19 protein-coding genes are annotated in these 23,703 nt (G+C 66.6%); 8 read left to right on the top strand and 11 right to left on the bottom strand.

Annotated elements, in window-relative coordinates:
* Nucleotide 1 precedes the first annotated feature (1 nt).
* The 4 genes from IFT88_RS07030 to IFT88_RS07010 form a co-directional block, all read right to left on the bottom strand.
* A complete protein-coding gene (locus tag IFT88_RS07030) occupies nucleotides 2-1,258 on the bottom strand; it encodes a lipopolysaccharide biosynthesis protein (protein ID WP_192119704.1) in 1,257 nt (418 codons plus the stop codon).
* 113 nt (nucleotides 1,259-1,371) lie between these two features.
* Nucleotides 1,372-3,798, bottom strand: coding sequence for a hypothetical protein (locus tag IFT88_RS07025; protein WP_192119702.1), 2,427 nt, complete (start codon nucleotides 3,796-3,798; stop codon nucleotides 1,372-1,374).
* Nucleotides 3,799-3,976: 178 nt separating this feature from the next.
* On the bottom strand, nucleotides 3,977-6,112 hold the full coding sequence (locus IFT88_RS07020) for a glycosyltransferase family 2 protein (RefSeq protein WP_192119700.1): 2,136 nt from the start codon (nucleotides 6,110-6,112) through the stop codon (nucleotides 3,977-3,979).
* Between the two features lie 855 nt (nucleotides 6,113-6,967).
* Nucleotides 6,968-9,070 carry a glycoside hydrolase family 99-like domain-containing protein gene (locus tag IFT88_RS07010; RefSeq protein ID WP_342212095.1) on the bottom strand — a complete coding sequence of 701 codons (2,103 nt, stop codon included), beginning with the start codon at nucleotides 9,068-9,070 and terminating at the stop codon, nucleotides 6,968-6,970.
* 171 nt (nucleotides 9,071-9,241) lie between these two features.
* Between IFT88_RS07010 and IFT88_RS07005 the strand changes: the two genes are divergently transcribed.
* From IFT88_RS07005 to IFT88_RS06995, 3 genes are read left to right on the top strand one after another with little or no spacing between them, the layout of a single operon-like run.
* Nucleotides 9,242-10,009, top strand: a complete 768-nt coding sequence (locus IFT88_RS07005; protein WP_249408869.1) for an ABC transporter permease — start codon at nucleotides 9,242-9,244, stop codon at nucleotides 10,007-10,009.
* Nucleotides 10,009-11,211 (top strand): ABC transporter ATP-binding protein, encoded by a 1,203-nt coding sequence (locus tag IFT88_RS07000; RefSeq protein WP_192119694.1) that lies wholly within the window; start codon nucleotides 10,009-10,011, stop codon nucleotides 11,209-11,211. Before IFT88_RS07005 ends, IFT88_RS07000 begins: the two co-directional genes overlap by 1 nt.
* An 8-nt stretch (nucleotides 11,212-11,219) precedes the next feature.
* Nucleotides 11,220-12,203, top strand: coding sequence for a glycosyltransferase (locus IFT88_RS06995; RefSeq protein ID WP_192119692.1), 984 nt, complete (start codon nucleotides 11,220-11,222; stop codon nucleotides 12,201-12,203).
* A gap of 30 nt (nucleotides 12,204-12,233) precedes the next feature.
* Here the strand turns inward: IFT88_RS06995 and IFT88_RS06990 are convergent, their stop codons facing one another.
* A complete protein-coding gene (locus IFT88_RS06990) occupies nucleotides 12,234-13,658 on the bottom strand; it encodes a glycosyltransferase family 4 protein (RefSeq protein ID WP_192119690.1) in 1,425 nt (474 codons plus the stop codon).
* Between the two features lie 80 nt (nucleotides 13,659-13,738).
* Here IFT88_RS06990 and IFT88_RS06985 point away from each other — a divergent pair, with 80 nt between their 5' ends.
* Nucleotides 13,739-14,860, top strand: coding sequence for a glycosyltransferase (locus tag IFT88_RS06985; protein ID WP_192120168.1), 1,122 nt, complete (start codon nucleotides 13,739-13,741; stop codon nucleotides 14,858-14,860).
* The gene (locus IFT88_RS06980) at nucleotides 14,857-15,717 is read left to right on the top strand and encodes a glycosyltransferase family 2 protein (protein WP_192119688.1); all 861 of its coding nucleotides are present in this window, start codon (nucleotides 14,857-14,859) and stop codon (nucleotides 15,715-15,717) included. Before IFT88_RS06985 ends, IFT88_RS06980 begins: the two co-directional genes overlap by 4 nt.
* Nucleotides 15,718-15,772: 55 nt before the next feature.
* Here the strand turns inward: IFT88_RS06980 and rfbA are convergent, their stop codons facing one another.
* Genes rfbA through IFT88_RS06960 form a run of 4 tightly spaced genes read right to left on the bottom strand, consistent with a single transcriptional unit; the run spans nucleotide 15,773 to nucleotide 18,427 of the window.
* Nucleotides 15,773-16,639, bottom strand: coding sequence for a glucose-1-phosphate thymidylyltransferase RfbA (gene rfbA, locus IFT88_RS06975; RefSeq protein ID WP_192119686.1), 867 nt, complete (start codon nucleotides 16,637-16,639; stop codon nucleotides 15,773-15,775).
* A gap of 1 nt (nucleotide 16,640) precedes the next feature.
* A complete protein-coding gene (locus tag IFT88_RS06970; protein WP_192119684.1) occupies nucleotides 16,641-17,255 on the bottom strand; it encodes a dTDP-4-dehydrorhamnose 3,5-epimerase family protein in 615 nt (204 codons plus the stop codon).
* Between the two features lie 37 nt (nucleotides 17,256-17,292).
* A complete protein-coding gene (locus IFT88_RS06965; protein WP_192119682.1) occupies nucleotides 17,293-17,523 on the bottom strand; it encodes a hypothetical protein in 231 nt (76 codons plus the stop codon).
* A 25-nt stretch (nucleotides 17,524-17,548) separates the two neighbouring features.
* Entirely contained in the window at nucleotides 17,549-18,427 is an 879-nt protein-coding gene (locus IFT88_RS06960) for a D-alanyl-D-alanine carboxypeptidase family protein (protein ID WP_192119680.1), read from the bottom strand.
* A gap of 267 nt (nucleotides 18,428-18,694) precedes the next feature.
* On the opposite strand from IFT88_RS06960, the gene rfbB reads away from it, so the two are divergent.
* Genes rfbB through IFT88_RS06945 form a run of 3 tightly spaced genes read left to right on the top strand, consistent with a single transcriptional unit; the run spans nucleotide 18,695 to nucleotide 21,682 of the window.
* Nucleotides 18,695-19,678, top strand: a complete 984-nt coding sequence (gene rfbB, locus IFT88_RS06955; protein WP_056225636.1) for a dTDP-glucose 4,6-dehydratase — start codon at nucleotides 18,695-18,697, stop codon at nucleotides 19,676-19,678.
* Nucleotides 19,678-20,568 carry a dTDP-4-dehydrorhamnose reductase gene (rfbD, locus tag IFT88_RS06950; protein ID WP_043594378.1) on the top strand — a complete coding sequence of 297 codons (891 nt, stop codon included), beginning with the start codon at nucleotides 19,678-19,680 and terminating at the stop codon, nucleotides 20,566-20,568. Before rfbB ends, rfbD begins: the two co-directional genes overlap by 1 nt.
* Nucleotides 20,543-21,682 (top strand): glycosyltransferase family 4 protein, encoded by a 1,140-nt coding sequence (locus IFT88_RS06945; protein ID WP_192119678.1) that lies wholly within the window; start codon nucleotides 20,543-20,545, stop codon nucleotides 21,680-21,682. The genes rfbD and IFT88_RS06945 overlap by 26 nt, the downstream gene beginning before the upstream one ends.
* Nucleotides 21,683-21,818: 136 nt before the next feature.
* On the opposite strand, the gene IFT88_RS06940 is transcribed toward IFT88_RS06945, so the two are convergent.
* Both IFT88_RS06940 and purE read right to left on the bottom strand, forming a co-directional pair.
* A complete protein-coding gene (locus IFT88_RS06940) occupies nucleotides 21,819-23,162 on the bottom strand; it encodes an LCP family glycopolymer transferase (protein WP_192119676.1) in 1,344 nt (447 codons plus the stop codon).
* A complete protein-coding gene (gene purE, locus IFT88_RS06935; RefSeq protein ID WP_342212094.1) occupies nucleotides 23,159-23,695 on the bottom strand; it encodes a 5-(carboxyamino)imidazole ribonucleotide mutase in 537 nt (178 codons plus the stop codon). The genes IFT88_RS06940 and purE overlap by 4 nt, the downstream gene beginning before the upstream one ends.
* Between the last annotated feature and the right edge of the window lie 8 nt (nucleotides 23,696-23,703).

Here is a 23,703-nt window from a genome sequence, read left to right as displayed (position 1 = left end):
CTCAGGTCGCCGGGGCGGTCGGCGGTTCGACCTCGACGGGCGCGGCCGGCCCGCGCACGCTGAGGACGATCATGACGATCAGGTTGACCGCGGAACCGATCAAGAAGCCGACGCTTCCGGCCTCGACGCCGCTCGGCACGGCTGCCCCGAGCACGGCGATCATTCCGATCGTGAACCCGATGAGAGACGTCACCGCGACGCGTTTCGACTGGCCCGCCGCGAGGAGAAGGGCGGCCGGCACGAGAGCGACCGTGAAGACGAAGACTCCGAGCAGGAGGAACCGCAGGACAGGAACGGCCTCACTCGCCTCCGTCGGGTAGAACCACGGCAGGTAGACGGGCGCAAGCAGGATCGCGAGGCCGAAGACCACGGTCGAGGCCACGAAGAAACCGATGAAGAGGCGTCGTGGTCCCGACTGCCGCAGGGATGCAGCCTGGTCCTTGTGAGCGAAAGCGGGGATGACCACCTGACTGACGGCCTGGCCCAGCATGGATGCCGGAGTGGCCAGTGAGAACGCTGCCGCGTAGACACCCGCCTGCCGATCGGTGCCGACCACCTGGGCGGCGAGCATGCAGACCTGGAGCAGGCCGTTGGTCGTGATTCCGGCGAGGACGTTCCAGGCCGCGAATTTGAGCAGCCCGTCCTTCCCCGCAGGACTGCCGTCCGCGATGCTGTTCCCCCGGGGCCAACAGGCCACGGCGAACACCGTGTACCCGATCGACAGGGGCAACAGGACGATCCCCTCGAGGCCTCCCACGCAGACGGCGAGGAGCAGACCCAAACTGATGACGGACGTCACACCGTCCCAGACAGCCGTCTTGCCGGCGCCGTGGTAACCCAACTGCGCCCCCCGGGCGAACGCGTAGAGACCGTAACCCACGACGAGCCAGCTCGCTCCCGCCGCCGTCAAGGGTGTGTTCCCGAGAAGGAGCGCAACGGGGAAGGCCACGACTGCCAGGACCGCCGACGAGATCAGCATCGAGCGAGAGAGGAGGCGGATGATGTCGACGTCCGGACGTCTCGCATGCAGCGCGACGGCGAAGACTCGAGAAGCGGTGTTTCCCGCGGCTGTCGGCCACAGAAGCGCGGCGAGGATGGAGAAGGACATGAGCGTGCTCGCGTGCCCGAGGGTCTCGGTCCCGAGGAACCGTCCGATCAGGACCGTGTAGGCGAGGCGTGAGACGCCCTGCAGCCCGATGCCGACTGTGGAGAGGACGGCTGATGATGCCACCCCGCGCGTGCCCGGGGACGTGGACATGATGCTCCCTCGATCTGCGACGCGACGGCGCCTTGAAGATCCTAGCGACGATCGCTCGGACGCACGGAGGCCGGTCCCGTCATCGGGACCGGCCTCACGAAGGGAGTCGAGTGTCAGTCGACGACGACGGTGCGGCAGCCGAAGGCTTGGTGGTAGCCGCCTTCCAGCTCGTCGATGGCATAGCTGCAGACCTGGTGCGGGCCCGGTGTCGCCGGAAGGGTGATCTGGAATCCGTGCGCCGGTCCCGTTCCCGGGTAGGCATTCGCGACGTCAGGGCGCGACGTGTCGGCGGAATGAGCCGATCCCGCACCATCCACGTAGACGTGCACGGGGACGGTGGTCGTCTTGCCAGGCAAGAGTGCCCAACCCTTCAGGGTCAGGGCCCCCTTCCCGCCGCTCAAGACCTCGAGGTTCCCGACGGGAAGGAGCTTGGGGACGGTGACCGCCTTGCACCCCAGTGACGAATCGCCCCCCGTTCCGGTGTTCCGGGCCGTCACACACACCTGCTGAGATCCCGATCGGACCGAGAGCGTGTCGTCGAAGCCGTGGAGGGGCCCCGAGGCCGGGTAGATCGCGGCCACGTCTGCGCGGCGCTTGTCGGCCTTGCCTGCGACCGTCGTGGACCCGACACTGTAGACGAGGTCGAGGGACGCGGACGTGTCCGGGTCGATCGCCCAGCCGGCCACCCGGATCGAGCCGGGTGTGGCAGTGGCGACCTCGAAGTTTCCCGTCGGAAGTCGACCCTTGTCGATGGTGGGAACCGATACCGTGCGACACCCGAGATCCTTGTCGCCCCCCGAACCGGAGTTCACAGCGACGACGCAGACCGTGCGGCTGCCCGTCGTGGTGTCCAGGGTCACGTCGAACCCGTGGGAATCGCCGAGCCCAGGGAAGACGGACCCCACGTCGGGTCGCGACTTGTCCGCGACGACCGCAGGCTGCTGGACACCGTCGACGGTCACGCGCAGCGTCACGGGGTTGGTGGTGTCTCTGTCGACGACCCATCCCTTGATCCGGAGACCGGTCGGCAGGCCCTCCGCCACCTCGACGCTCCCCTCGGGCACGCGCCCCTTCTCCGACGGCCCCGCGACGATGGTGACGGTCGCACAACCGAGGGAGCGATCCAATCCTGCGCCGATGTTGACCGCTGTCAGACAGATCTCACGCTGCCCGGGGTCCACGGGGAACGTCGCCGCGATGCCGTGTCGCGATCCGTAGGCCGGATAAGCGGAGGCGACGTCGGGCCGGGAGGCGTCCGCAACTAAACTGGTTTTCCTGACCCCGTCGACGTCGACACGGACCGTCACCGGGGACGCGACGTCCGGGTCGAACACCCATCCCCCGACGGTCACCGTCGAACCGGCCGCCGTGATCGACTCCAGGTTGCCGATGGGAGAGACGTACACCGCTCCGAAGTTGAAACAGCCCGCTGACGAATTGGCTCCAGCCCCCACGTTGATGAAATAGAGGCAGATCTCGTGCCCCCCGCCGGGCACAGGGATCGTCTCGTCGAATCCGTGCGCCGAGCCTGCGCCCGGATACGCACCAGCGACGTCCGTCCGCGCCTTGGATGCCTTGTAGGACCCACCCCAGGCGCCGTCGACGTAGGCGTGGACGTCCAGGGACTGACCCAGGGCATCCGGGTCGACCGCCCAGCCGGCGATCCTCACCGATTCAGCGCCCCCCTCGACCACGTCGACGCTCCCGAAGGGGTTCGTCGGCCCCGTGGTCGCCCCGAACCACGACGTGTAGAAACGCCAGAAGTTGCGGTTGCCGTAGGCCGAGCACGCGTCGCCCGTCCCGGTGAGGTTGGCCAGAGCTGCGGCGTTGGGCTGGTAAGGCGTGTAGTAATACAGCGCCGCGGTCGCCTTGTTGCTGATGAAGACTCCGCTGCTACCGCAGGACACGTTCGGGTTATAACGGACCTGCGCGACCTGTCCGACGGGGTACCACGTGAAGTAGTTGCTGGTGCCGGCCGGATTGCCGTACCTCTTCAACTGCCAAGCAGCCCGATAGAGCTGGTTGTACAGGCCCGCATAGGCCGGGTCGCAGTAACCGGGCTGAGCAGGGTTGTCGGGACACGCGTAGCCCATGGCCCGATCGATGCGGGCGTCGCTCGGTGCGGTGGCCGTGATGAGGGTCTGTTCCTTCTGCAAGGTGACGAGTAGGACCTTGGCACTGATGGAACAGGCCTGCTGGACCTTGAAGATGATCTGGGACGTGAGTTCGCCGGCGGCCCCGGAGTACGCGGCGCACATCGCGTCAGCCGGTCGCGACGACGTGTCGGTCCGCTTCGACCTGAGGCAGTTCCCGTTTCCACAGGAAGGCACCTGGGCTTCGAGGAAGCTCTGGATCTGCGCCTGTGACATCGCGTTGGGGTCGTAGAAGTTCTGGTCGCTGATGATGTTTCCGGCGTCGAAGGACGCGGCGCTGGCCGGGCTCGCCGGCTGCAGGACGACCAGAGCGGAGACCACCATCAAGAGCGACGCCGCCGACGCCACCAGACGGAAGGCACCTGCTCGGAGGAACGGATGGGTCATGGATGGGCCTCTCGCCTTAGTCGAACGCGGGTCCTGCACCCGGGTCGGCAGCTTCAACCTCCCGCCAGGAGGCATTCAGCCTCAGCACATGTGACAAGACTAAAGGATTTATCAAACGACAACGCCCCCCGACCACCCCAATCGGGGGGTCAGGGGGCGTGCACGAACGAGCTGCCTCTCAGGCGTTCCTGTCAGCCTCCGGATCGGTCAGGTAATCAAAGATGCCGGCGAGAGCGTCGTCCCACGAGTTGTGGTTGGAGTCGATGGTCTCGAGCGCCTCGTGAGACATGGCGCGCCTCGCCTCGGCATCGAGGATGAGCGCCTCGAGGTTCTCGACGATGTCATCGACGGTCCTCATGGTGAGTCGCGAGTTCCGACGGTCCTCGAAGAGCCACGTGAACCACGCGCTGTCGGGAGCGACCATGGGCACACCGCTCCCCATGAGCTCCAGGGGAAGGTAGGACGGGTGCCTCGAGATCTGCATGGTGAGACCGATGTCCGTCTCTCGATACATGGCCCCCGTGGCCCGGTAGTCGAGCAGACCCATGTCGATGAAGTCGGCGCTGTTCGGCAGGTACCTGGCACCCGCCGCCACGATGCGGACCCGGTCTCCGTGCCGTCGCTTAATCTCGGTCAACGCGGCGAACACGAGCTCCCAGCAGTTGCGGAAGTGGTCACGGGCATAGGCGAAGATCGTGATGGGCTCATCCGGGGCCTTCGTTCGCCGACCTTCCGCATGGTAGATGCCCCTGTCGACGGCTGGCGTGAAGTACATCGAGCTACCGCCGTAGGACCGGTAGATGTCGTGCATGCTCGACGTGTTGCAGATCCCGTAGAGCCCGAGCCTGTAGCTCTCTTCGGCCATCGCATACATGCTGCTCGCCGGGTAGAAGCCCGGTTCGTAGTCCTGCATGAGGTAGAACTTGCGCGGGGCCGACGTCGACTTGGCCACGTGCATAGCCGTCAGCCAGAGCGTCGCCACGGCTGCATCCGCAGCGGGAACTGCGTCGATCTGCTCTTGAGACCCGTCGTAGAACATCACCTCGGCGTCGGCGAGGCTCGGAAAGGCTGCCGCGATGGCGGACGAGATGTAGGCATGGTTCGGCTGGGCGAAGGCGATGAAGCGGTGCTTGACCCCGTGATCACGCGAGAGCTTGTCGGCGATGCGGAACGCTGTGTTGAGCCCGCCGAAGAACGGCATGTCGACGTCGGGAATGAACCAGTTAATGGTCTTGACGTCCGCGAAGCCCGAGACGGATCGGTGGGATTCGACGACTCGTTCCACGTGGGCACGGGAGACGGAGGCTGTGGCCAGGAGCGACTGGGCCTCCTCGGAGATCGAACCACTCTGGGCGACCTTCGTGTAGGCCCGTCCCATGACCGCGAAAGCTAGCTGAACGGGCTTGACGTCCCTGGTGCTCGCGAAACGAGGAATCGCGGACAGGCGAGAGACGTTGGGACTTGAATACGGGTCACCGTTCTGGAGCCACGGGTGGTAGCGCCAGTAGCTGGCGTAGAAGTCCTCCATGGGAACCGAGGACCCTCGGGTGATGGACTCGTAGTGTCTGACGGTGTCGAAGGGGATCACGACGTTGCGCCGTCCGGCGATGACCTGATCGAGTCCGAGGACGACGTCGCTGCCACACAAGATGAAGCGTTCGTCCAGACCGCCGACGGCCTCGAAATCGGAACGTCGGATGGCGACACATGCCCCGGTGACGGCGAGACTGTTGCGGTACCAGCGCGTCGAACCGATCAAGGAGTCGTCGCCGGGCGTCATGCCCGCGAACGTGTTGTCGGCGAATCCGTTGGGCCCGATCGTCACGCCGCCGTGCTGGATCAAGCCTTCGGCCTGTCGGTGTTGTACGCCGACTGTGCCCACTCCCTCCCGCATGAGGTGTCCGACCATCTCGCGAAGCCACACGGGATCGACGATCTCCGTGTCGTCGTTCAACATCACCACGACCTCACCGGCCGTGGCGGCTACGGCCACGTTGTTCACGCGAGAGTAGTTGAACGGCGTCTCACTCCACCAGATGACGTTTGGGCTGACGGAGAACTCGGTTTCGGCGTACCACTGGACGTTCTCGGGACTCTCGCGACCGTTGTCGATGATCGTCAAATCGAAGTCGGCGGGGTAGTCCGTCTTCGCCAGGCTCGGGAGGAGGCGCTCGAGGTTGGAACGCCCGTGTCGGGTCGGTGTGACGATCGAGACCGTCGGCCAGGCATCGGGCTCGAAGAGGACGCGGGTGACACCGGACTTGACTGCCACGACCGACGTCTCACCGCGAGCGTGGAGGGCGTCGCGGACCATCGTCGCGTCCTGCGGACGGACGGGCAAGGACTTCATGTCGATCGGCTCGCTGAGGAGGGCACGCGAGATGAGTCCCACGGCCCGGGTCGGGAGGTCGATCTCGAGGAGCATCCTCCAGATGCCCGTGTCCGAGACGTCCGACCGGGGAGATCTGAGAAGAGCTCGGCGCGAGACGGCGAAGGCACGATCGAGGTAGTTGGCGCCCAACAGGATCTCGGGCGACCATTGGGGGCGGAACACCGGGTCGCGACGCGAACCGTTCTTCCCGACGTGGTCCGAGTCGAAGGCGATCAGTTCCAGCGCCGGATCGACTCGATGCTGCTTGGCCAGGTCTGTCAGGGCGTGTGACCGGAGTTGGCTGCCGCCCCGGAGGAACAAGACGAAGTCGGCGTCTGTCTGGAACAGGACGGTCTCGAGGGACGTGCCTTGTGGCACGACCATCGACGATGCGCGCGTGTTGCCGTGCTGCTCCCGGACACTCGCGACGGTCTTGGCATCGGCAGTATCTCCGCGGCTTTCGACGACGATCGCGAAGGTCGTCTGGGATACGAGGTCGGCCGGAGCGTGGGGAAGACGCTTCTGTTGCGCCAGGAACTCTTTGTAGGAGTCCAGACCGGCCTTGCCCTGCGGTACTTTCTCGAACAAGGTGCGGGCATCACTGACCAACGCCCGAGCACCCTTGTACGTATGGAAACTGGCGATGGCGATGCCCCGACCGCGTGAGTTGATCGGAAGTCGCGCTCGCGCTGTCGATACGGCCCAAACCCTGAAGCGGTGCAGCAATGTGTCTTCTCCCAGTAGATCGCGTCGGTCGAGTGTAGCGGTGGCCCGGTCGTACGACCTCGTGAGAGGCGGTCAGGTCCGTGGGTGGGCGACCGACGCCACGGCGTCCAAGTAGGTCGCGCCGAACTTCTCGGTAGGCTCGAGCACTGCACCTTCGGCCCACTCGTTCCAGGCGTTGACGAACACGACGGGGTCCCCTGACGACACACGGACGGCGGACCGTGCGGCCTCGTCGAGCCAGCGCCGGAAGGTGAAGGGATTCGCTCCGTACCAGATGTCCGGAGCCAACTGCCGCCGCGCTGTGTTGTCGAAACCTGCCATGACCGTGGGAACGACGTCGCCGTATCCCTCGGGCAGCCGAAGTCGGGAGACGGCTCCGTCCGCCATCCCGCGGTAACTCAGGATGCGGCCCTCGAATTCGGGCCGCACACCCAGTCCGCCTCGTTCCTGCCAGTGCCACTCGTGATTGTGGGGTGGGAAACCCATCAATCCGTCGAGTCCGGAGCCGGCGAGGTCGTCCGAGCCCAGGCCTTCGAACACCGCCCCGACGTCCACACCGAGGAGGTGCAAGGGCCCCACGCCGGCCTCGTCGGCCCTCCGCCGCCAGTGGGCGAAGGCCGCCCTGTGGTCGGGCAGGTGAGCGGGGCGGTAAACGGCCAGGACGGCAGCGCCACCGATCCGGAGCCATCGGTCGTCACGCATCAGCGGCAACAGGTGCTCGATGAAGTCCTCGGCGGGTGCCGCGTCGTAATCCTGGGCGATGAGGACGCTGTCCCCTCGACCATCCCAGGTGCGGGTCCAGTCCTCGTTCGCCCACATGACGCAGAATCCCTCGGGCAAGTCGCTGTCGGCGAGGCGGGCCAATGGCATGTCCATGAGTCGGCGGCCGGCGAACCAGTAGTGGTAATACATGAAAGCCGAGACGCCGGCTCGTCGAGCCAGGGTGTGCTGCGCATCCCGAACTTCGTCTCGAGACAGGTCGTAGAAGCCCAACTCGCCGGGAAGGAGCGGCTGAGCGTGACCTTCGTAGTCGGGGACGGCCCGCGCGACGTTCGTCCATTCGGTGAATCCCTTGCCCCACCAACGATCGTTCTCGGAGAACGCATGGAACTGGGGGAGGTAGAACGGCACGATCCTGGCTCGGCGTCCGGTGTCGCCCTCCGTGCTCGCCAGCTCATCCGTGGCCGACACGGTCAGACCGCTCTCGACACAGATGATTCCCAGCAGCCGCTCGATGGCGTGCGCCGTCGTTCCGTCCACGGCACCGTCCTCATCCGGGAAGTCCTCACGGTCAAAGCGGAACGCTCGCAACCCGCGGACGACGAACGCGTCGGCCCACCAGATCGACCCGGCCGCGAAGCGGAGGTCGATGACGAGGTCGTCGAGTTCGACTCGACGCAGGAGGTCCACGACGAGGCCGTGGTCGGCTCCCCAGTGCTCGGGTCCGACGATGGAGTCACCGGCCGTGACGACTCCCGCACCGGTGTTCCGGATCGAGTGGAGGATGCGCTCGCACGCCTCGATCGAGGGGAGCACGGATTGCAGGAGCCCGTCTCGCCAGGCCTCCCCCGAGCCCGCGAGTTCGGAATGGGCGGCCCGCCACGCGGACCGCTTCGTGTGCACCTTCAGGACCGCGTCGTACCCGTCGATCAGCCCGGCGTTGACCACGGACACCAAGGGGAGGATGTCCCGCCCCCGGTTCTCGACCGGGAGGACCATCACGCTGCGGAGTCGGTCCAGGCCAGCCGCCGCGGACGGGATGTCGACGTCGACGCCTTCCGTCACGGTGACGACGAGGTCGAAGGGCTCCGGGACGGCGGTGAGCCTGTCCATGATCTGTGGGACGAGATCCGGGTAATGGACGTGCAACACCACGACCAAGGACGGCCGCCCCGTCTCCGGGGGGCGCTCCGCGTCCCTCCAGTGTTCCGGGAATCCCACGAACCGGCTGGTGGATCGACGAGACGACCAACCACGGAAATCGGATGGGGTCCGGTGGCTCGTCTCGAGCCTTGCCTGATCACGGAGGAGCTTCTGTCCGAGGGTGATGCGTCCCCTCATGAGGCGGCGCTTGGCGCCAGCCCATGTCGGAATCCTGACGATGAGCACGGTCCTTTCCGTCGGGCGAAGATGTCTATTGTATTGTCTACGGGTGGTTCGACCGGACCCACGCACCCGTATCGGCTGGAGGCCGCGACACACATGGCTGATGCGAAGAATGTGGCCAGCGAGCGCCTACGGCGTCTCGAGAAGACCGATTGGCAGGACGCCGGGGCCACAGGAACTTTCCTCTCGGGTTTCACGTCGTCGGTTCGTGACATCTGGGCCCACAGGGAGCTCCTCGGGATGCTCACGAAACGGGAACTCAAAGCCCGCTACAAAGACAGCACCCTGGGCTTCCTCTGGAGCTTGGCGCGGCCCCTCACCCAACTGTTCATCTACTACGTCGTCCTCGGACAGTTCCTCGGCGCAGCGCGGAACATCCCCAACTTCGCCATCTACATCTTCGCCGGCCTGACCGTCTACACGGTCTTCTCGGAGATCGTCGGCGCGGGCACGGCGTCCATCGTCGCCAATGCCGGGTTGGTCAAGAAGGTCTACCTTCCCCGCGAGGTCTTCACCCTGTCGAGCGTCGGTTCCTCCCTCTTCAACTTCGCCATCCAGTTCGTGATCCTCCTGATCGCGGCCCTCGTGACGCAGTCGCTCCGCTTCGGCCCCCATCTGCTCTACGGTCTGGCGGGACTGGTCCTCGTTCTCGTCTACGCCGTGGCCCTGGGGCTCCTGCTCGGAGCATTGAACGTCTTCCTCCGGGACATCCAGTACCTCGTCGAGGTCATCCTCATGCTCGTCATGTGGGGTTCGCCGATCGTCTACTCCTGGACCCAGGTCCAGAACCACCTGCCGGGGTGGCTCGTGCAGGTCTACCTGAACAATCCCGTCACACTTGCCGTCATCGGATTCCAGGAAGCGTTCTGGTCGGCGGGGACGCCGGGCACGGCTCCCGACAACCTCTTCACCCGGATGGTCGTCGCCGGCCTCGTGGGTCTCGTCCTGTTGTTCATCTCCCAGCGCGTCTTCTCGAGGTTGCAGGGCAACTTCGCTCAGGAGCTTTGATGTCATCCCAAATCGTCCCCATCGTCCAGGTCCACGACGTATCGAAGAGGTTCATCCTCCACAAGGACAAGAGCGTCAAGGAACGTCTCGTGAGCCTCGGTCGTGGCAAGGTCCACCGAGAGGATTTCTGGGCGCTGCGCAACATCGATCTCGAGATCGACGCCGGGTCGACCATCGGCCTGATCGGACCGAACGGCTCGGGCAAGAGCACGCTGCTCAAGGCGATCGGGGGCATCATCCAGCCGACCAGCGGGTCGGTCGTCCGCCGGGGACGGATGGCTGCGCTCCTCGAACTCGGAGCAGGGTTCCACAGTGACCTGACAGGCCGCGAAAATGTCTACTTGAACGCTTCGATCCTGGGCCTGAGTCGACGTCAGACCGATCTCTACTTCGACGACATCGTCGAGTTCTCGGGCATCGAAGAATTCATCGACACCCAGGTCAAGTTCTATTCCAGCGGAATGTACGTCAGGTTGGCCTTCGCCGTCGCGGTGCACGTCGACCCGGACCTCCTCCTCGTCGACGAGGTACTGGCCGTGGGCGACGAAGCGTTCCAGAAGAAGTGCCTCGACAAGATCGCCTCGTTCCAACGCGAGGGGCGCACCATCGTCCTCGTGACCCACACCCTCAACCAGATCACCGACCTCTGCTCGCGGGCCCTCGTCCTCGCCCGCGGGTCTGTCGTCTTCGACGGTGATCCGATCGACGCCGTCAGCGTCCTCCGCTCGGGGTTCAAGACGGCTACCGATGCGGCTGAGGAGCGCATCGTCGCTGATCAGGTGGAGGTCAAGGACTTCCAGATCGCTCGTGTCGAGAGCATCTCCGTCGGAGGCCGCGACACCGGCGAACAGATCATCGTGGAAGCCGACAAACCCCTCGTGATCGACATCACCGTCGATGCTCGTACCCGTCTGACGGACTGGGGCATCGGCGTCCACGTGGACAATCCCTTCGGTCAGGTCGTGGTCGGGACCCATTCGAGCGTCCTCCCGGTGACGGTTCCGGAGCTCTCGGGTCGACGTACGGTCCGGTTCACCCTGTCCGATGCCCACCTGGGCAGCGGAGAATACCGAGTGACGAGCGCCGTCTTCGGAACAGGAGGTCAAGAGCTGCATCGTCTCACCGACGGAGCGACCTTCACGGTGAAGTCGCCTGTCAAGACCTACGGCCCGGTCGGTGCCGCAGCGACGCTCTCTTTCTGAGGCGGTCCGTGTCGCACCCCCCCTCACTCCCCACCGTCGAGATCGTCGTCGTCAACTGGAAAAGGTACGACCTGACGACGGCGTGCATCGACTCGCTTCGTCCTGAAGTCGTCGATCCCTCTCGCAAGGTAACCGTCGTCGACAACGGGTCTCAAGACGGATCAGCCGAACGCCTGGCGGACGAGTTTCCCTGGGTGGACCTCATCGCCCTCTCGGAGAACGGCGGATTCGCCGCAGGGGTCAACGCAGCGTTGGCCCGGACGAGCGCGGACATCGTCGTCCTCCTCAATAACGATGCCCTCGCTACTCCGGGGTTCGTCGATCATCTGATCGAACCGTTCCACGGCGACCCTGAGCTCGGCGCTACGACTGCTCGTCTCCTCTTGCTCGAAGAGGACGGGACGAGCAGACTCACGAATTCCACGGGAAACGTGCTCGACGCCAGTGCGAACGGTGGTGACCGGGATTGGCTCGTTCCGGACCCGACCGATTCTCCCCCCGACGTCTTCGGCTTCTGCGGCGGGGCCTGCGCCCTGAGGACGCGTGCCGTCACCGACGTCGGCTTGCTCGACGAGAGCCTCTTCATGTATTACGAGGACACCGACCTGAGCTGGCGGCTGAGGCGGAAAGGATGGACGATCCGGTACGTACGAGACGCCATCGCGCTTCACCGGCATGCCTCGTCGTCAGGAGCGGACAGTGAACTGTTCGTCGTGACGAACACACGCAACCGCCTCGTCGTCGCCCTGAGGCACGCGCCATGGGGCATGGTGCGTCGTGCGCTGCTCCGCACGGCCGCTCGCCTCGCTCTGGACGCACTGGTTGGCATCAGGGATTCCGCATCGGGGCGCAAGGCCGTCTGGAGAGGACGCGGGCTCGTCGGATTCTTGCAGGCAGTTCCGGCGACGCTCAGGCAACGCCGACGGTTCGACGACGAGGCCACGGTGGACCGCGATGCGGTCCTCGACGCCACGGGACTCGCACCGCAGTGACGGCAGGACGACGCCGCAGGCCGCCGATCATCAGTCCGAGGGCGGCGTCTGCTCAGGGTTCGCGTCGAGAGGAACGAGTCGAGCCAGGGCGCCGCGGCGTCTGCGGTCCCGGACACGCTCCGCCACGAGCGCCGGACCCCCTGCCCTGAGGAGGGTGACGAACGTCTTGACGTCGTCCACGCGAGTGCGGGCGACCACGGGGGGTGGCGCCGTCACGAGGTTCCACGGATCGACGGAGGCTCGACGAGGATCTCGACAGAACGACACCAGGGGTGCGAGGTTCTTGCGCCAGGTCATCGTGGCGGCCAGGTCTCGGGCGGCACGCGACCAGCGAGCGCGAAGATCGTCGTCCGAGGCAGCCGCCACGATGGCGGACGCCAATGCCTCGACGTCTCCGGCCTTGACCGTCGTCCCGAATCCGTGTCGGACGATGAGGTCCTCGAAGACGTCACCCTCGGTCGTGATGAGGGGCAGTCCAGCCCAGATGTAATCCAAGTTCCGGGTCCGAAAACTGAATCGTGTCTCGAGTCCCACGGGGTGGGTGGTCACGCCGAGGTCTGCGTCGCCAAGATACGAGGCTCGATCGTCATAGGCCACCCAGTCCTCGTTGAAGATGACATGCGTTCCGTAGATGCCGAGCTCCTTGGCGAGACTCACTGCTTGATCGGGAACGGCGTGCCCGTCGATGCCCGCGTTCGGATGCACCTTGGCGAGGAAGAACAAGCGGATCTGTGGGATCTCCGCCCTCGCGACGTCGACGGCCCGGATGAGCGTGAGCGGATCGAACCAGTCATAGATGCCACCGCCCCAGATCAGGACGAAGTCGTCGGTACCCACCCCGGGCACGACTCCGCGCAGAGCATGCCGGGTCGGCGCGAAAGGAGTGTCCGGCACCCCGAAAGGCACGATGCGGACGAGCTCGTCGATGACGTCGTCCTCGACGTCCTCGACCGACGGACGGACCCTGCCCAATGCCGCCAGCTGCCCGATCCAGAGGTCGCGCTGACGAGTACTCGCGCATAGGACGAGATCGGCTCGGGAGAGCTGTGCGTTCAGCTCGGTCGTCAGTTCGGCGAACACCCGGTCGACCTCACGCTTGTCCATTCCGTGTTGCCGATGCAGGAACTCGAGGTGGAAGGGGTCGTAGAGGTCCATGATCTGGACCTGGGGCTTGTCCCGGAGCCACGGCATGCTGGCGTAGAAACCGCCCTGGAACAACAAGATGTCGTGCGCGTCCACGAGAGCCTCGGCATTCTCCGGCGTGAACTCCACGACATGGAAGTCGTCCGTCGAGCGGGATACCGAGCGAAGGGAAGCGACCGTCACCGCGTGCCCCTCGTCGTGGAGGATGGTCGCGATCTCCCACGCGCGGATCGCAGGGCCGGCGAGGCGTTCGGAGACGGGTTCGCCGATGACGATGAGGACGCGGGGCAGGTCGGGATGCGGAGCGGTCACCGGACCGACCTTAGTACCTGGCGGTCTTCGATATGCTTGTCGCGGCCGAGTCTGCGTGAGGGGTCCATTTGTCGAAGTCCGTGTCCGTCCTGATCGACGGAACGGCCGTCCCGTCCGAACTGGGCGGTGTGGGCCGATATCTCGAGGGGCTCGTCGTCGGCCTCACCGAGAGCCACCGATCTTTCGCCCTCGTCGTCAGACGTGAGCACGAAGAACACTTCCGCCGGCTGGCTCCCGATGCCGACGTCATCACCGCTCCTCGTTTCGTCGACGTCAAACCGTTCCGATTCGCGTGGGAGCAACTCTGCCTGCCGTGGCTTCGCATCCGGTCGGGTGCTCGGGCCCTGCATTCGCCCCATTACACCTTTCCTCTCTGGGCCAGACACAGAGTGGTGACGATCCACGATGCCACCTTCTTCAGCGACCCGGCGAGCCACGGACGACTCAAGCGTGCCTTCTTCTCCTTCTGGATAAGAGCCTCCCTCCGATGCCGTCTCGTGTGCATCGTCCCGAGTCACTCGACGGCTTCCGAATTGCTACGATTCGTCGGCTCCGGACGTGCCTCGGTGTCCGTCGCTCACCACGGCGTAGATCACAAGACCTTCTTACCCCCCACCGGTGAAGAGATCGACGAGGTCCGCCACGTCCTCGGTCTTGCGCCTGGGCGGCCGTGGCTCGCGTTCCTGGGGACGATCGAGCCCCGGAAGAACGTCGGAGCATTGCTCGCGGCGCATGCGCGACTACGCGGTGAGCGGGGTGCGTCGAACGTGCCGGACCTCGTCGTCGCGGGCGCACGAGGTTGGGATGCTGACGCGTCAGCCGCACTCGACCGACTGGGTCCGGACGACGGTGTCCGTGAAGTCGGGTATCTCCCGTTCGCATCACTGCCGGCGTTCTTGGGTGGCGCCACCGTCGTCGCCTATCCGAGTTCAGCCGAAGGCTTCGGTCTGCCTGTGCTCGAAGCCATGTCCTGTGGCTCGTGCGTCCTGACGACCGATGCGAGCGCGCTTCCCGAGGTGGGCGGTCAGGCCGTCGCCTACAGCCGGACGGACGTCGACTCCTTGACCGCCTCACTCCGCACCCTCCTCGACGATCCCGACCGTCGTGCCGCCCTGGGCAGGGCAGGCATCGCGCGGGCGGCAGGCTTCACCTGGGCTGCTTGTGCCGAGGTCCACGTCACCGCCTACGAGGACGCTGCATGACTCACGTTCTCGGAATCGTGACCGTCACCCACAACTCAGGAGAGACACTTCGTTCATTCCTCGACAGCGTCGCTCCTGCCGCCCGTCAGGCCACCGAGGTGTCTCGCATCGAGGTGGCCGTGTCCGACAACGCCTCGACCGACGCCCGAGCCGAGGAAGAGATCGCTCGTGAGCACGGCGCTGTGTTCGTCGGCAGACGGAACAACGACGGATACGGCGCAGGAGTCGATGCGGCGATCCAGGCGCTCCCGCCTGACGTCGATCTCGTCCTCATCTCCAATCCAGACGTCGTGCTGGCCCGAGAGGCCGTGCACGAACTCGTCGTGGCCATCGACCGCTTGCCGCACGCTGGCGCGGTTGGGCCCCGCATCCTGGATGCCCACGGTGACACCTACCCCTCGGCCCGGGCCTTGCCGTCCCTGCGAACCGGGGTAGGCCATGCTGTCTTCGGACGGGTCTGGCCCTCGAATCCCTGGTCGAGGTCTTACAAGGCCGAGCGACACACGGAACACGAACGCGAGGCCGGTTGGCTCTCCGGTGCATGCCTTCTCGTCCGACGAGAGGCCTACGAGGACGTCGGAGGCTTCGACCACTCCTACTTCATGTACTTCGAGGACGTCGACCTCGGCGCCCGCCTCGGCCGTGCCGGGTGGTCCAACGTCTACGTCCCCGACGCGGTGGTCACCCACACGGGAGCTCACAGCACGGCGCAGAACAGCGCGGTGATGGAACGCGAACACCACCGGAGTGCGGCCCTGTTCCTGACCCGGCGTTATGGTTCACGACAGTTGGCGCCTCTTCGCCTGGCCCTCCGGATCGGACTCGCCGCACGATCGTGGTGGGTGACACGCCGGTGAAGCCGAGGGCGGTCCCGCACGGGGACCCCCCTCCGGTCTCATACCGAGGCCGCTGTCAGCCCGCGGCGAGCAGTTTCTGCAGGTACACGCCGTAACCGCTCTTGGCGAGCGGGGCCGCGAGGACGGCGAGATGCTCGTCGTCGATCCATCCGTTTCGCCAGGCGATCTCCTCGATGCAACCGATCTTGTGGCCCTGGCGGTCTTCGATGACCCGGACGTACTCCGACGCCTGCATCATCGACTCGAACGTCCCCGTGTCGAGCCACGCCGTGCCCCGGTCGAGGACCTGGACCTGGAGATCCCCGGCGTCGAGGTAACGCTCGTTCACGGTCGAGATCTCGAGCTCGCCCCGAGGGCTGGGCTCGATGGTCTTGGCGATCTCTACGACCTTGTTGTCGTAGAAGTACAGGCCGGGGACCGCGAAGTTGCTCTTGGGAGCGGCCGGCTTCTCCTCGATGGAGACCGCCCTGTAGGACTCGTCGAACTCCACCACGCCGTAGGCGGTGGGATCGGACACGTGGTAGGCGAAGATCGTGGCGCCTTCGACGTCGGCGTTCTTCTTGAGGTTCGACCCGAGACCTACTCCGTGGAAGATGTTGTCGCCGAGGACGAGCGCGACGCTGTCGTCGCCGATGAATTCCTCGCCGATGACGAAGGCCTGTGCCAGGCCGTCCGGAGAGGGTTGTACGGCGTACTCGATTCGCATGCCGAGGTGACCACCGTCACCCAGGAGGGCACGGAACTGCTCGTTGTACTCAGGCGTGGTGATGATGAGCACTTCGTTGATGCCGGCCATCATGAGAGTCGACAAGGGGTAGTAGACCATCGGCTTGTCGTAGATCGGCATGAGTTGCTTCGAGATGCCCTTGGTGATCGGCCAGAGGCGTGTGCCGGATCCGCCGGCGAGGATGATGCCCTTCATGTCAGTTGCCTTCCTGGGCGTCGAGCGAAGCGTAGAACGCCCGCATGTCGGACCAGGTCGGAAGGAGGCCCGCCGACGCCGCCTCGGAGAGCGAGGGAGCGGCGGTGTCCTTCGGCGAGAGCAGTGGCCGGCCGGCAGCTTCGGGGAAGACGAGGCCGATCTCGGGATCGAGCGGGTTGATGCCGTGCTCGCGCTCGGCATGGAAGGTGTCGGTCACCAGGTAGCTGACCGTCGCGTCGTCGGTCAGGGCGACGAAGGCGTGGCCGAGCCCCTCGGCGAGGTAGATGGCCCGGCGGTCGACGTCGTCGAGCAGGACCGTGTCCCACTGACCGAAGGTCTCGGACCCGACACGGACATCGATGACGTAGTCGAGGACGGCGCCGTGGGTAGCAGTGACGTACTTCGCTTGGCCCCGGGGGACATCGGCGAAATGGATGCCTCGGACGACACCCCTCTTGGACACCGAGGTGTTCGCCTGCCGCAGATCGACGGAGTGTCCGACCACGTCGGCGAGGGCGTCGAAGCGGTACCACTCGAGGAACACTCCTCGGTCGTCACCGAACTGCTTCGGCGTGATCTCGTAGCTGTCTGGGATCTTCAGTTCTCGGATCTGCACCCCGGAAGCTTACCAATGCCACCGACGCCGACCGAGGTCATCGTCGTGAGTAGTCGGCGCCGGTCTTCAACTCAGTCCTCGGAATGGACAGCGAAGCGAGGATGTCGTAGAAGCCGGCGGCGTTGATGTCACGCGGAGCCAAGCCCACGGCTCGCAGGGCCGTCACGGTCGATTCCGTGGTGACGTGGCGGAGCATGCGGGGTGCGACGACGCACACGTAACCCCGCCCGACCTCGGGAAGGGTGTCGTAGCAGTGCAGGACGATCATGGGTCTCCTTGTCGAGGTGCGAGCGTCAGGCTCGCCAGTAGTCGGCGTTGGTCGTGACAGCAGAACGTGGGATGGACAGGGCGTCGACGAGGAGCTCGAAGTGGCTCCGCGAGACGTTGTCGAAATAGGGAACGCCGATCGCCCGGAAGGCGTTCACCTTCTCGATCGTGGTGAAGTGCCGCAGGAATCGCAGGCCGACGACGCAGGTGTAACTCGTACCCACCCCCGGCATGTTCTCGGGCACCCGGAGGGCGACGAGACCGCCCTCGTTCGCAGCCGAGCTCGCGGGACCCGTGTAGGCACCCTCGAAGTCGAAGTGCCACGGCTCCGGCCGTGAGAAGGTGTTCCCGGTCGGGGACCAGCCGAACCGGGGTGCGTTGGCGTCCATCCAGCGCTTGGCGGCCGACCCGGCGACGTCCACGCCGGAGCCGAAATCGCAGGAGATGCCCCAGCCGTGGTTGGACGTCCCCGGATAGGCGGCGAGGTTTCCCGTCCCCGCCTGGTAGCGGTTCCAGTAATCGACCTGGCGTTCGTACGAGCGGTATGCCTCGGTGATCACGAGCGCGCGGTTGAGGGCGCTTTGGAAGGCGAGGCTGAGGCCGAAGTACTGCCTGGCCGCATCGTCACGGAGCAAACCGCTACCGGCGACGTTCGCGGGCACGACCGTCAGCGTCAATGCGGCGATCCGTCCGTTCGACTGGCCTCCCCACGCCGATTCCGCGGCGACGGCTTGGGCCTCCTGGATGGTGTCGACCCCGGCCTCGGCCTCGGCGAGCAGGAGGGCGGCGCGTGCCGATCGGGGTCGAAGCGAGTCCGCAGCACCGACGACGACGGCCGCGGCGCCGACCGCCCCGGCGTAGGCCAGGAGCCTCCGGCGTTCGATGGCGGAAGCGGTCGCGGGCACTACGACTGACCTGGAATCGTCACGAAGCATGGATGCGACGGTTGCATGAGAGGACCCGATCGGTCTAGCCCTATCGGGACAGTGCACCGCCCGCATGGCTGAGCGGCACCGGAAATCCACGGATGCCGAGTTCCACGCCCCCCACGACTGGGGGCACCTCGTCACGCCCTCCGGATGCCACTGCCAGGAGCCCCCCCCGGCAGGGCTCCCCCGTCTCGCTTCCGCTAAGATCTACCGACCGCCTGCGATCGACCCCAAGGGACCACTGTGAAAATCCTCGTCACCGGCGGAGCCGGCTTCATCGGCTCCAACTTCGTCCGCCGCACGCTCGAAGACGCCTACCCGGGCCTCGAGGGGGCCGAGGTCGTCGTCCTCGACGCTCTCACCTACTCGGGCAACGAGGCGAACCTGGCGAGCGTCGCCGACTCCCCCCGCTACACGTTCGTCAAGGGCGACATCCGTGACGGGGCCCTGCTCGACACGCTCTTCCCCGAGGTGGACGCCGTCGTCCACTTCGCCGCGGAATCGCACGTCGACCGCTCGGTCCGTGACGCCTCGATCTTCGTCGAGACCAACGTGCTCGGCACCCAGCAGCTGCTCGACGCCGCCCTGCGCAACGACCTGAAGCGCTTCGTCCACGTCTCGACCGACGAGGTCTACGGTTCCATCGCCGAGGGCTCCTGGGCTGAAGACCGCCCGCTCGAGCCGAACTCGCCCTACTCCGCCTCGAAGGCCGGCAGCGACCTGCTCGCCCGCAGCTACCACCGCACGCACGGGCTGAACGTCTCGATCACGCGCTGCAGCAACAACTACGGCCCGTACCACTTCCCCGAGAAGGTCATCCCGCTCTTCGTCACGAACCTGATCGACGACGTGCACGTCCCGCTCTACGGCGAGGGCAACAACATCCGTGACTGGTTGCACGTCGACGACCACACCCGCGGCATCGCCATGGTGCTCGTCAACGGCCGCGCCGGCGAGATCTACAACATCGGCGGCGGCACCGAGCTCACCAACAAAGAACTGACCGAGATGCTGCTCGAGGCCACCGGCAAGGACTGGTCGTACGTCGACCGCGTCCAGGACCGTCTGGGCCACGACCTGCGGTACTCCGTCGACATCTCCAAGATCCGCGACGAGCTCGGCTACGAGCCCCAGGTCCCCTTCGAGAAGGGCCTCGCCGACGTCGTCCAGTGGTACCGCGACAACCGCGAGTGGTGGCAGCCGCTCAAAGAGCGCGCCGCCCTCTGATGGCCGCCGCCCAGAACTCCAAGTACCTCGTCACCGGGGCCCGAGGCATGCTCGGCACCGACCTCCTCGAAGCCCTCTTCGGACGTGACGTCACGGTGCTCGGTCGTGCCGACCTCGACGTGACCGACCGGGACGCCGTCTTCGCCGCCGTCCAGGGGCACGACGTCGTGATCAACGCCGCCGCGTACACCGCCGTCGACGCGGCCGAGACCGACGAAGAGGCCGCGCTGGCCGTGAACGGCACCGCAGCCGGCCTCCTGGCCGGGGCCACCGCATCGGTCGGGGCGAAGCTCGTCCAGGTCTCGACCGACTACGTCTTCGACGGCGACGCCACCGAGCCCTACCCCGAGGACGCCACCATCGCGCCGGTGAGCGCCTACGGCCGCACCAAGGCCGAGGGAGAACAGCTCGCGCTCGCCGCCAACCCCGAGGGCACCTACGTCGTGCGCACGGCGTGGTTGTACGGCGCCCACGGGGGCAACTTCGCGAAGACCATGGTCAAGCTCGCGGCATCGCACGACACGGTGAAGGTCGTCGACGACCAGCTCGGGCAGCCGACCTGGACGGCCGACCTCGCGACGCAGATCGTCGCGTTGCTCGACTCCGACGCCCCTGCCGGCGTCTACCACGGCACCAACTCGGGCAGTGCGAGCTGGTTCGAGTTCGCCCAGGCGGTCTTCGACGAGGCCGGGCTCGATCCTGCCCGGGTCCTCCCGACGGACAGCTCGGCCTTCGTCCGCCCCGCACCGCGACCGAGCTACAGCGTCCTCGGCCACGACGCCTGGGCACGAGCCGGACTGACGCCCATGCGTCCGTGGAGAGAAGCGCTGGCCGAGGCCGCGAACAGGGGAGTGTTGCAGACCGATGACCACGCTGCGAGTAGTCGTTGACCAGATCCTGGCTCCCATCCCCGGAGGCATCGGGCGCTACACCGAAGAACTGACCCGCGCCCTCGTCGAGACCGCTCCCCGAGGTTGTGAGGTCGAAGGGGTCGTGGCGGCCCATCCGCAGATCGACTACGACCGGTTGACCGATCTGCTGCCCGGCCTGTCCCATGTCACCAAGTCACCGCTCGGTCGCCGTGAGTTGGCACTGGCGTGGCAGGGTGGCGTCGTCGGCCTCCCCGGGCGCGGCATGGTCCATGCGACGAGCCTGTTCGCCCCCCTCTACCGGCACGATCGCACGCTCGACCCGGGAACGCAGACGGTCGTCACCATCCACGACACCGTCCCGTGGACTCACCCTGAGACCCTCACCCCGCGCGGCGTCCGTTGGCACAAGGCCATGGCCAAGCGCGCCTTCAAGCACGCCGACGGCGTCGTCGTGCCGACCCACAGCGTGGCCCGCGAACTGGCCGAGCTGTTCCCCTTCGGCGACCGCCTCCGTGTCATCGGCGGCGCCGTCAGTCCCAAGCTCGCCGTCCCCGCGGACTCCGACGACGTCGCCGACTCCCTCGACCTGCCCGAGCGCTACGCACTGAGCGTCGGCACGCTCGAACCGCGCAAGGGCATCGAGCCGCTCATCCAGGCTCTCGCCCACCCCGACGCCCCCGACCTGCCGTTGCTGATCGTCGGGCCTGAGGGGTGGGGAGACGTCAAGGTCGCCGACCTGGTGGCCGCTGCCGGCCTGCCCGCCGACAAGGTCCGGACGATGGGTTTCGTGTCGGACGAACAGCTGGCGGTGCTGTTGCAGCGAGCCGCGGTCTTCGTGTTCCCCAGTCTCGCCGAAGGGTTCGGGCTGCCGGTCGTCGAGGCCTTCAGCCTGGGCACGCCCACCATCGTCTCGGACGCCCCTGCCCTGCTCGAGGTAGCGGCCGACGCGGCCGTCAGCGTGGCTCGGGAGGACGCTGCGGGTTACCCGGAGCGTCTCGCGCAGGCCATGTTCCAGGTCGTCACCGACGTCGAGCTGTCGACGCGTCTCGGCATCGCCGGGATCGACCGCGCACGGGCCTTCAGCTGGCGGGACTCGGCCGACAAGGTGTGGCAGCTCCACGCCGATCTCTGAACCACGGGGCGACCCGAGCGGCGACGCGGATGCCCCCGGAGCCGTGGGCGCCCTGCGGTGACGCACCGCGCCTCCTCGTCCGGTCGGCGCGCGCCGTCAGGCGGCGAGCCTCGGGGGCACGATCCGAGGTCGTCCGTCAGGGCGCGGGAACCGGGGTGGTGGCCTGGGCCACCGCGGCCCGCATCGCGTCGTAGTCGGGGTAGACGTTGTCGTAGGTCGGCGGGACGAGTTCGAGACTCGTGATCTGCTGGGACTTGGCCTTCACGGCCAGGTCGACGAAGGCTGCCAGCGCGCCCTGCGGGATGTCGGTGTCGACGGTCTGCACCCCTGCCGACGCGACGGCCTGGAACTTCGACAGGACCGTCGCCGGTTGGAACTGCGACAGCAGCGCCTGCTGCACCTCACGCTGACGAGCCATCCGGTCGTAGTCGCTGGTGCCGTGCCGCGCCCTCGCGTACCAGAGGGCGTGGTAGCCGTCGAGCTTCTGTTCGCCGGGCTCGATCCACCCGTCGACGTTGATCGGCTGACCGTTGCCGTCGACGCCTCCGTTGATCGGGATGCGTTGTTGCACGTCCACCTGGATGCCGCCGAGCGCATCGATGAGGTCGACGAAGCCCTGCATGTCGATGAGGGCGTAGTACTGCACCGTCAGGCCCGTGATGCCCTCGACGGCGTCACGCATCGCCTCGACACCGGGATTGCTGCCCTTCGACTCGGCGTCGGGGTAGAGGTCGGGGTGCTCTTCCCCGTAGGTGTACAGGAAGCTCACGAGGCAGTCGTCGCCGCAGTCGTAGCCGTCCGGGTAGTCGCCGTACAGCGGCGACCCCGCGACGAAGGGTGCGTCGTACAGGTTGCGCGGGATGCCCACGATGGTGGTCGCACCGGTCTCGGCGTCGATGCTGGCGACCGAGATGCTGTCGGGGCGCAGACCGGTGCGGTCCGCCCCGGCGTCCCCGCCGAGCAACATGATGTTGTAGCGCCCGTCCACAGGAGGCGCGGCGTCGGCCCTCGAGGTGAACAGACTGTTGAGCAGACCGTGCTGCACACCGGCGAGGTAGGCCCCGTAGGCGGCGGGTCCGACGGTCACCACCATCAACAGCACCATCGCCCCGGCGAGAAGTCCCCGGGCCGACGGGGCCGTCCGGACGATGCGGGCCAACCGCAGCGTGTCGACGGTCAGCACCACCCACAGCACCGCGTAGTACGCGAGGAAGACCTGGACGACGGTGAGGGCGACGACGTTGGTCGCGATCTCGATCAGGGGCGAGCGGAAGGCGAACGCCAGGACGACGACGACGACCGCGACCACCCAGAAGACGAGGGTGGAGGCGAGTCCCCACCGGCCGAGTCGGCGACTGCCCGCGAGCACCTGCGCCGACCCGGGCACGACCACGTTCAGGAGGACGAGAACCCACGCCCGCTTCGTCATGAACGGCTCGGAGGTGACGTCCGGGTGGCGGACGGGCAGCGCAGTGCTCACAGTGATCGACGCAGGTCGGCGTTCTTCTGCTCGACCAGCTCGGCGAGGGACTCGGCGTGGCGGGCCAGCCGCTCGGCGACCACCGGGTCGTGCGAGCCGATGATGCGGGCCGCGAGCAGACCGGCGTTCACCGCGCCTCCGATCGAGACCGTCGCCACGGGGATGCCGGCCGGCATCTGCACGATCGAGAGCAGCGAGTCCAGGCCGTCGAGCTTGGCCAGGGCGACGGGCACACCGACCACGGGGAGGGTCGTGACCGATGCGATCATGCCGGGCAGGTGCGCTGCTCCCCCGGCCCCGGCGACGATGACGGAGAGTCCGCGACCTGCCGCGTCGCGACCGAAGGCGATCATCTTGTCCGGCGTGCGGTGGGCCGAGACGACCTCGACCTCGTGCGGGATGCCCAGCTCGGTCAGGATCGTCGACGCCCCCTGCATGGTGGGCCAGTCGCTGTCGGAGCCCATGACGATGGCGACCTTCGCGGGTACGGCGGGGTCGTTCGGGCGCACGTCGGTGCTCTTCGGGTCGGACACGGACTAGA

It is taken from the genome of Frigoribacterium sp. CFBP 8751 (assembly GCF_014841545.1).
Taxonomy (GTDB): domain Bacteria; phylum Actinomycetota; class Actinomycetes; order Actinomycetales; family Microbacteriaceae; genus Frigoribacterium.
The sequence above is the reverse complement of the archived record's forward strand: the minus strand, read 5'-3'. Positions and strand labels throughout refer to the sequence as shown.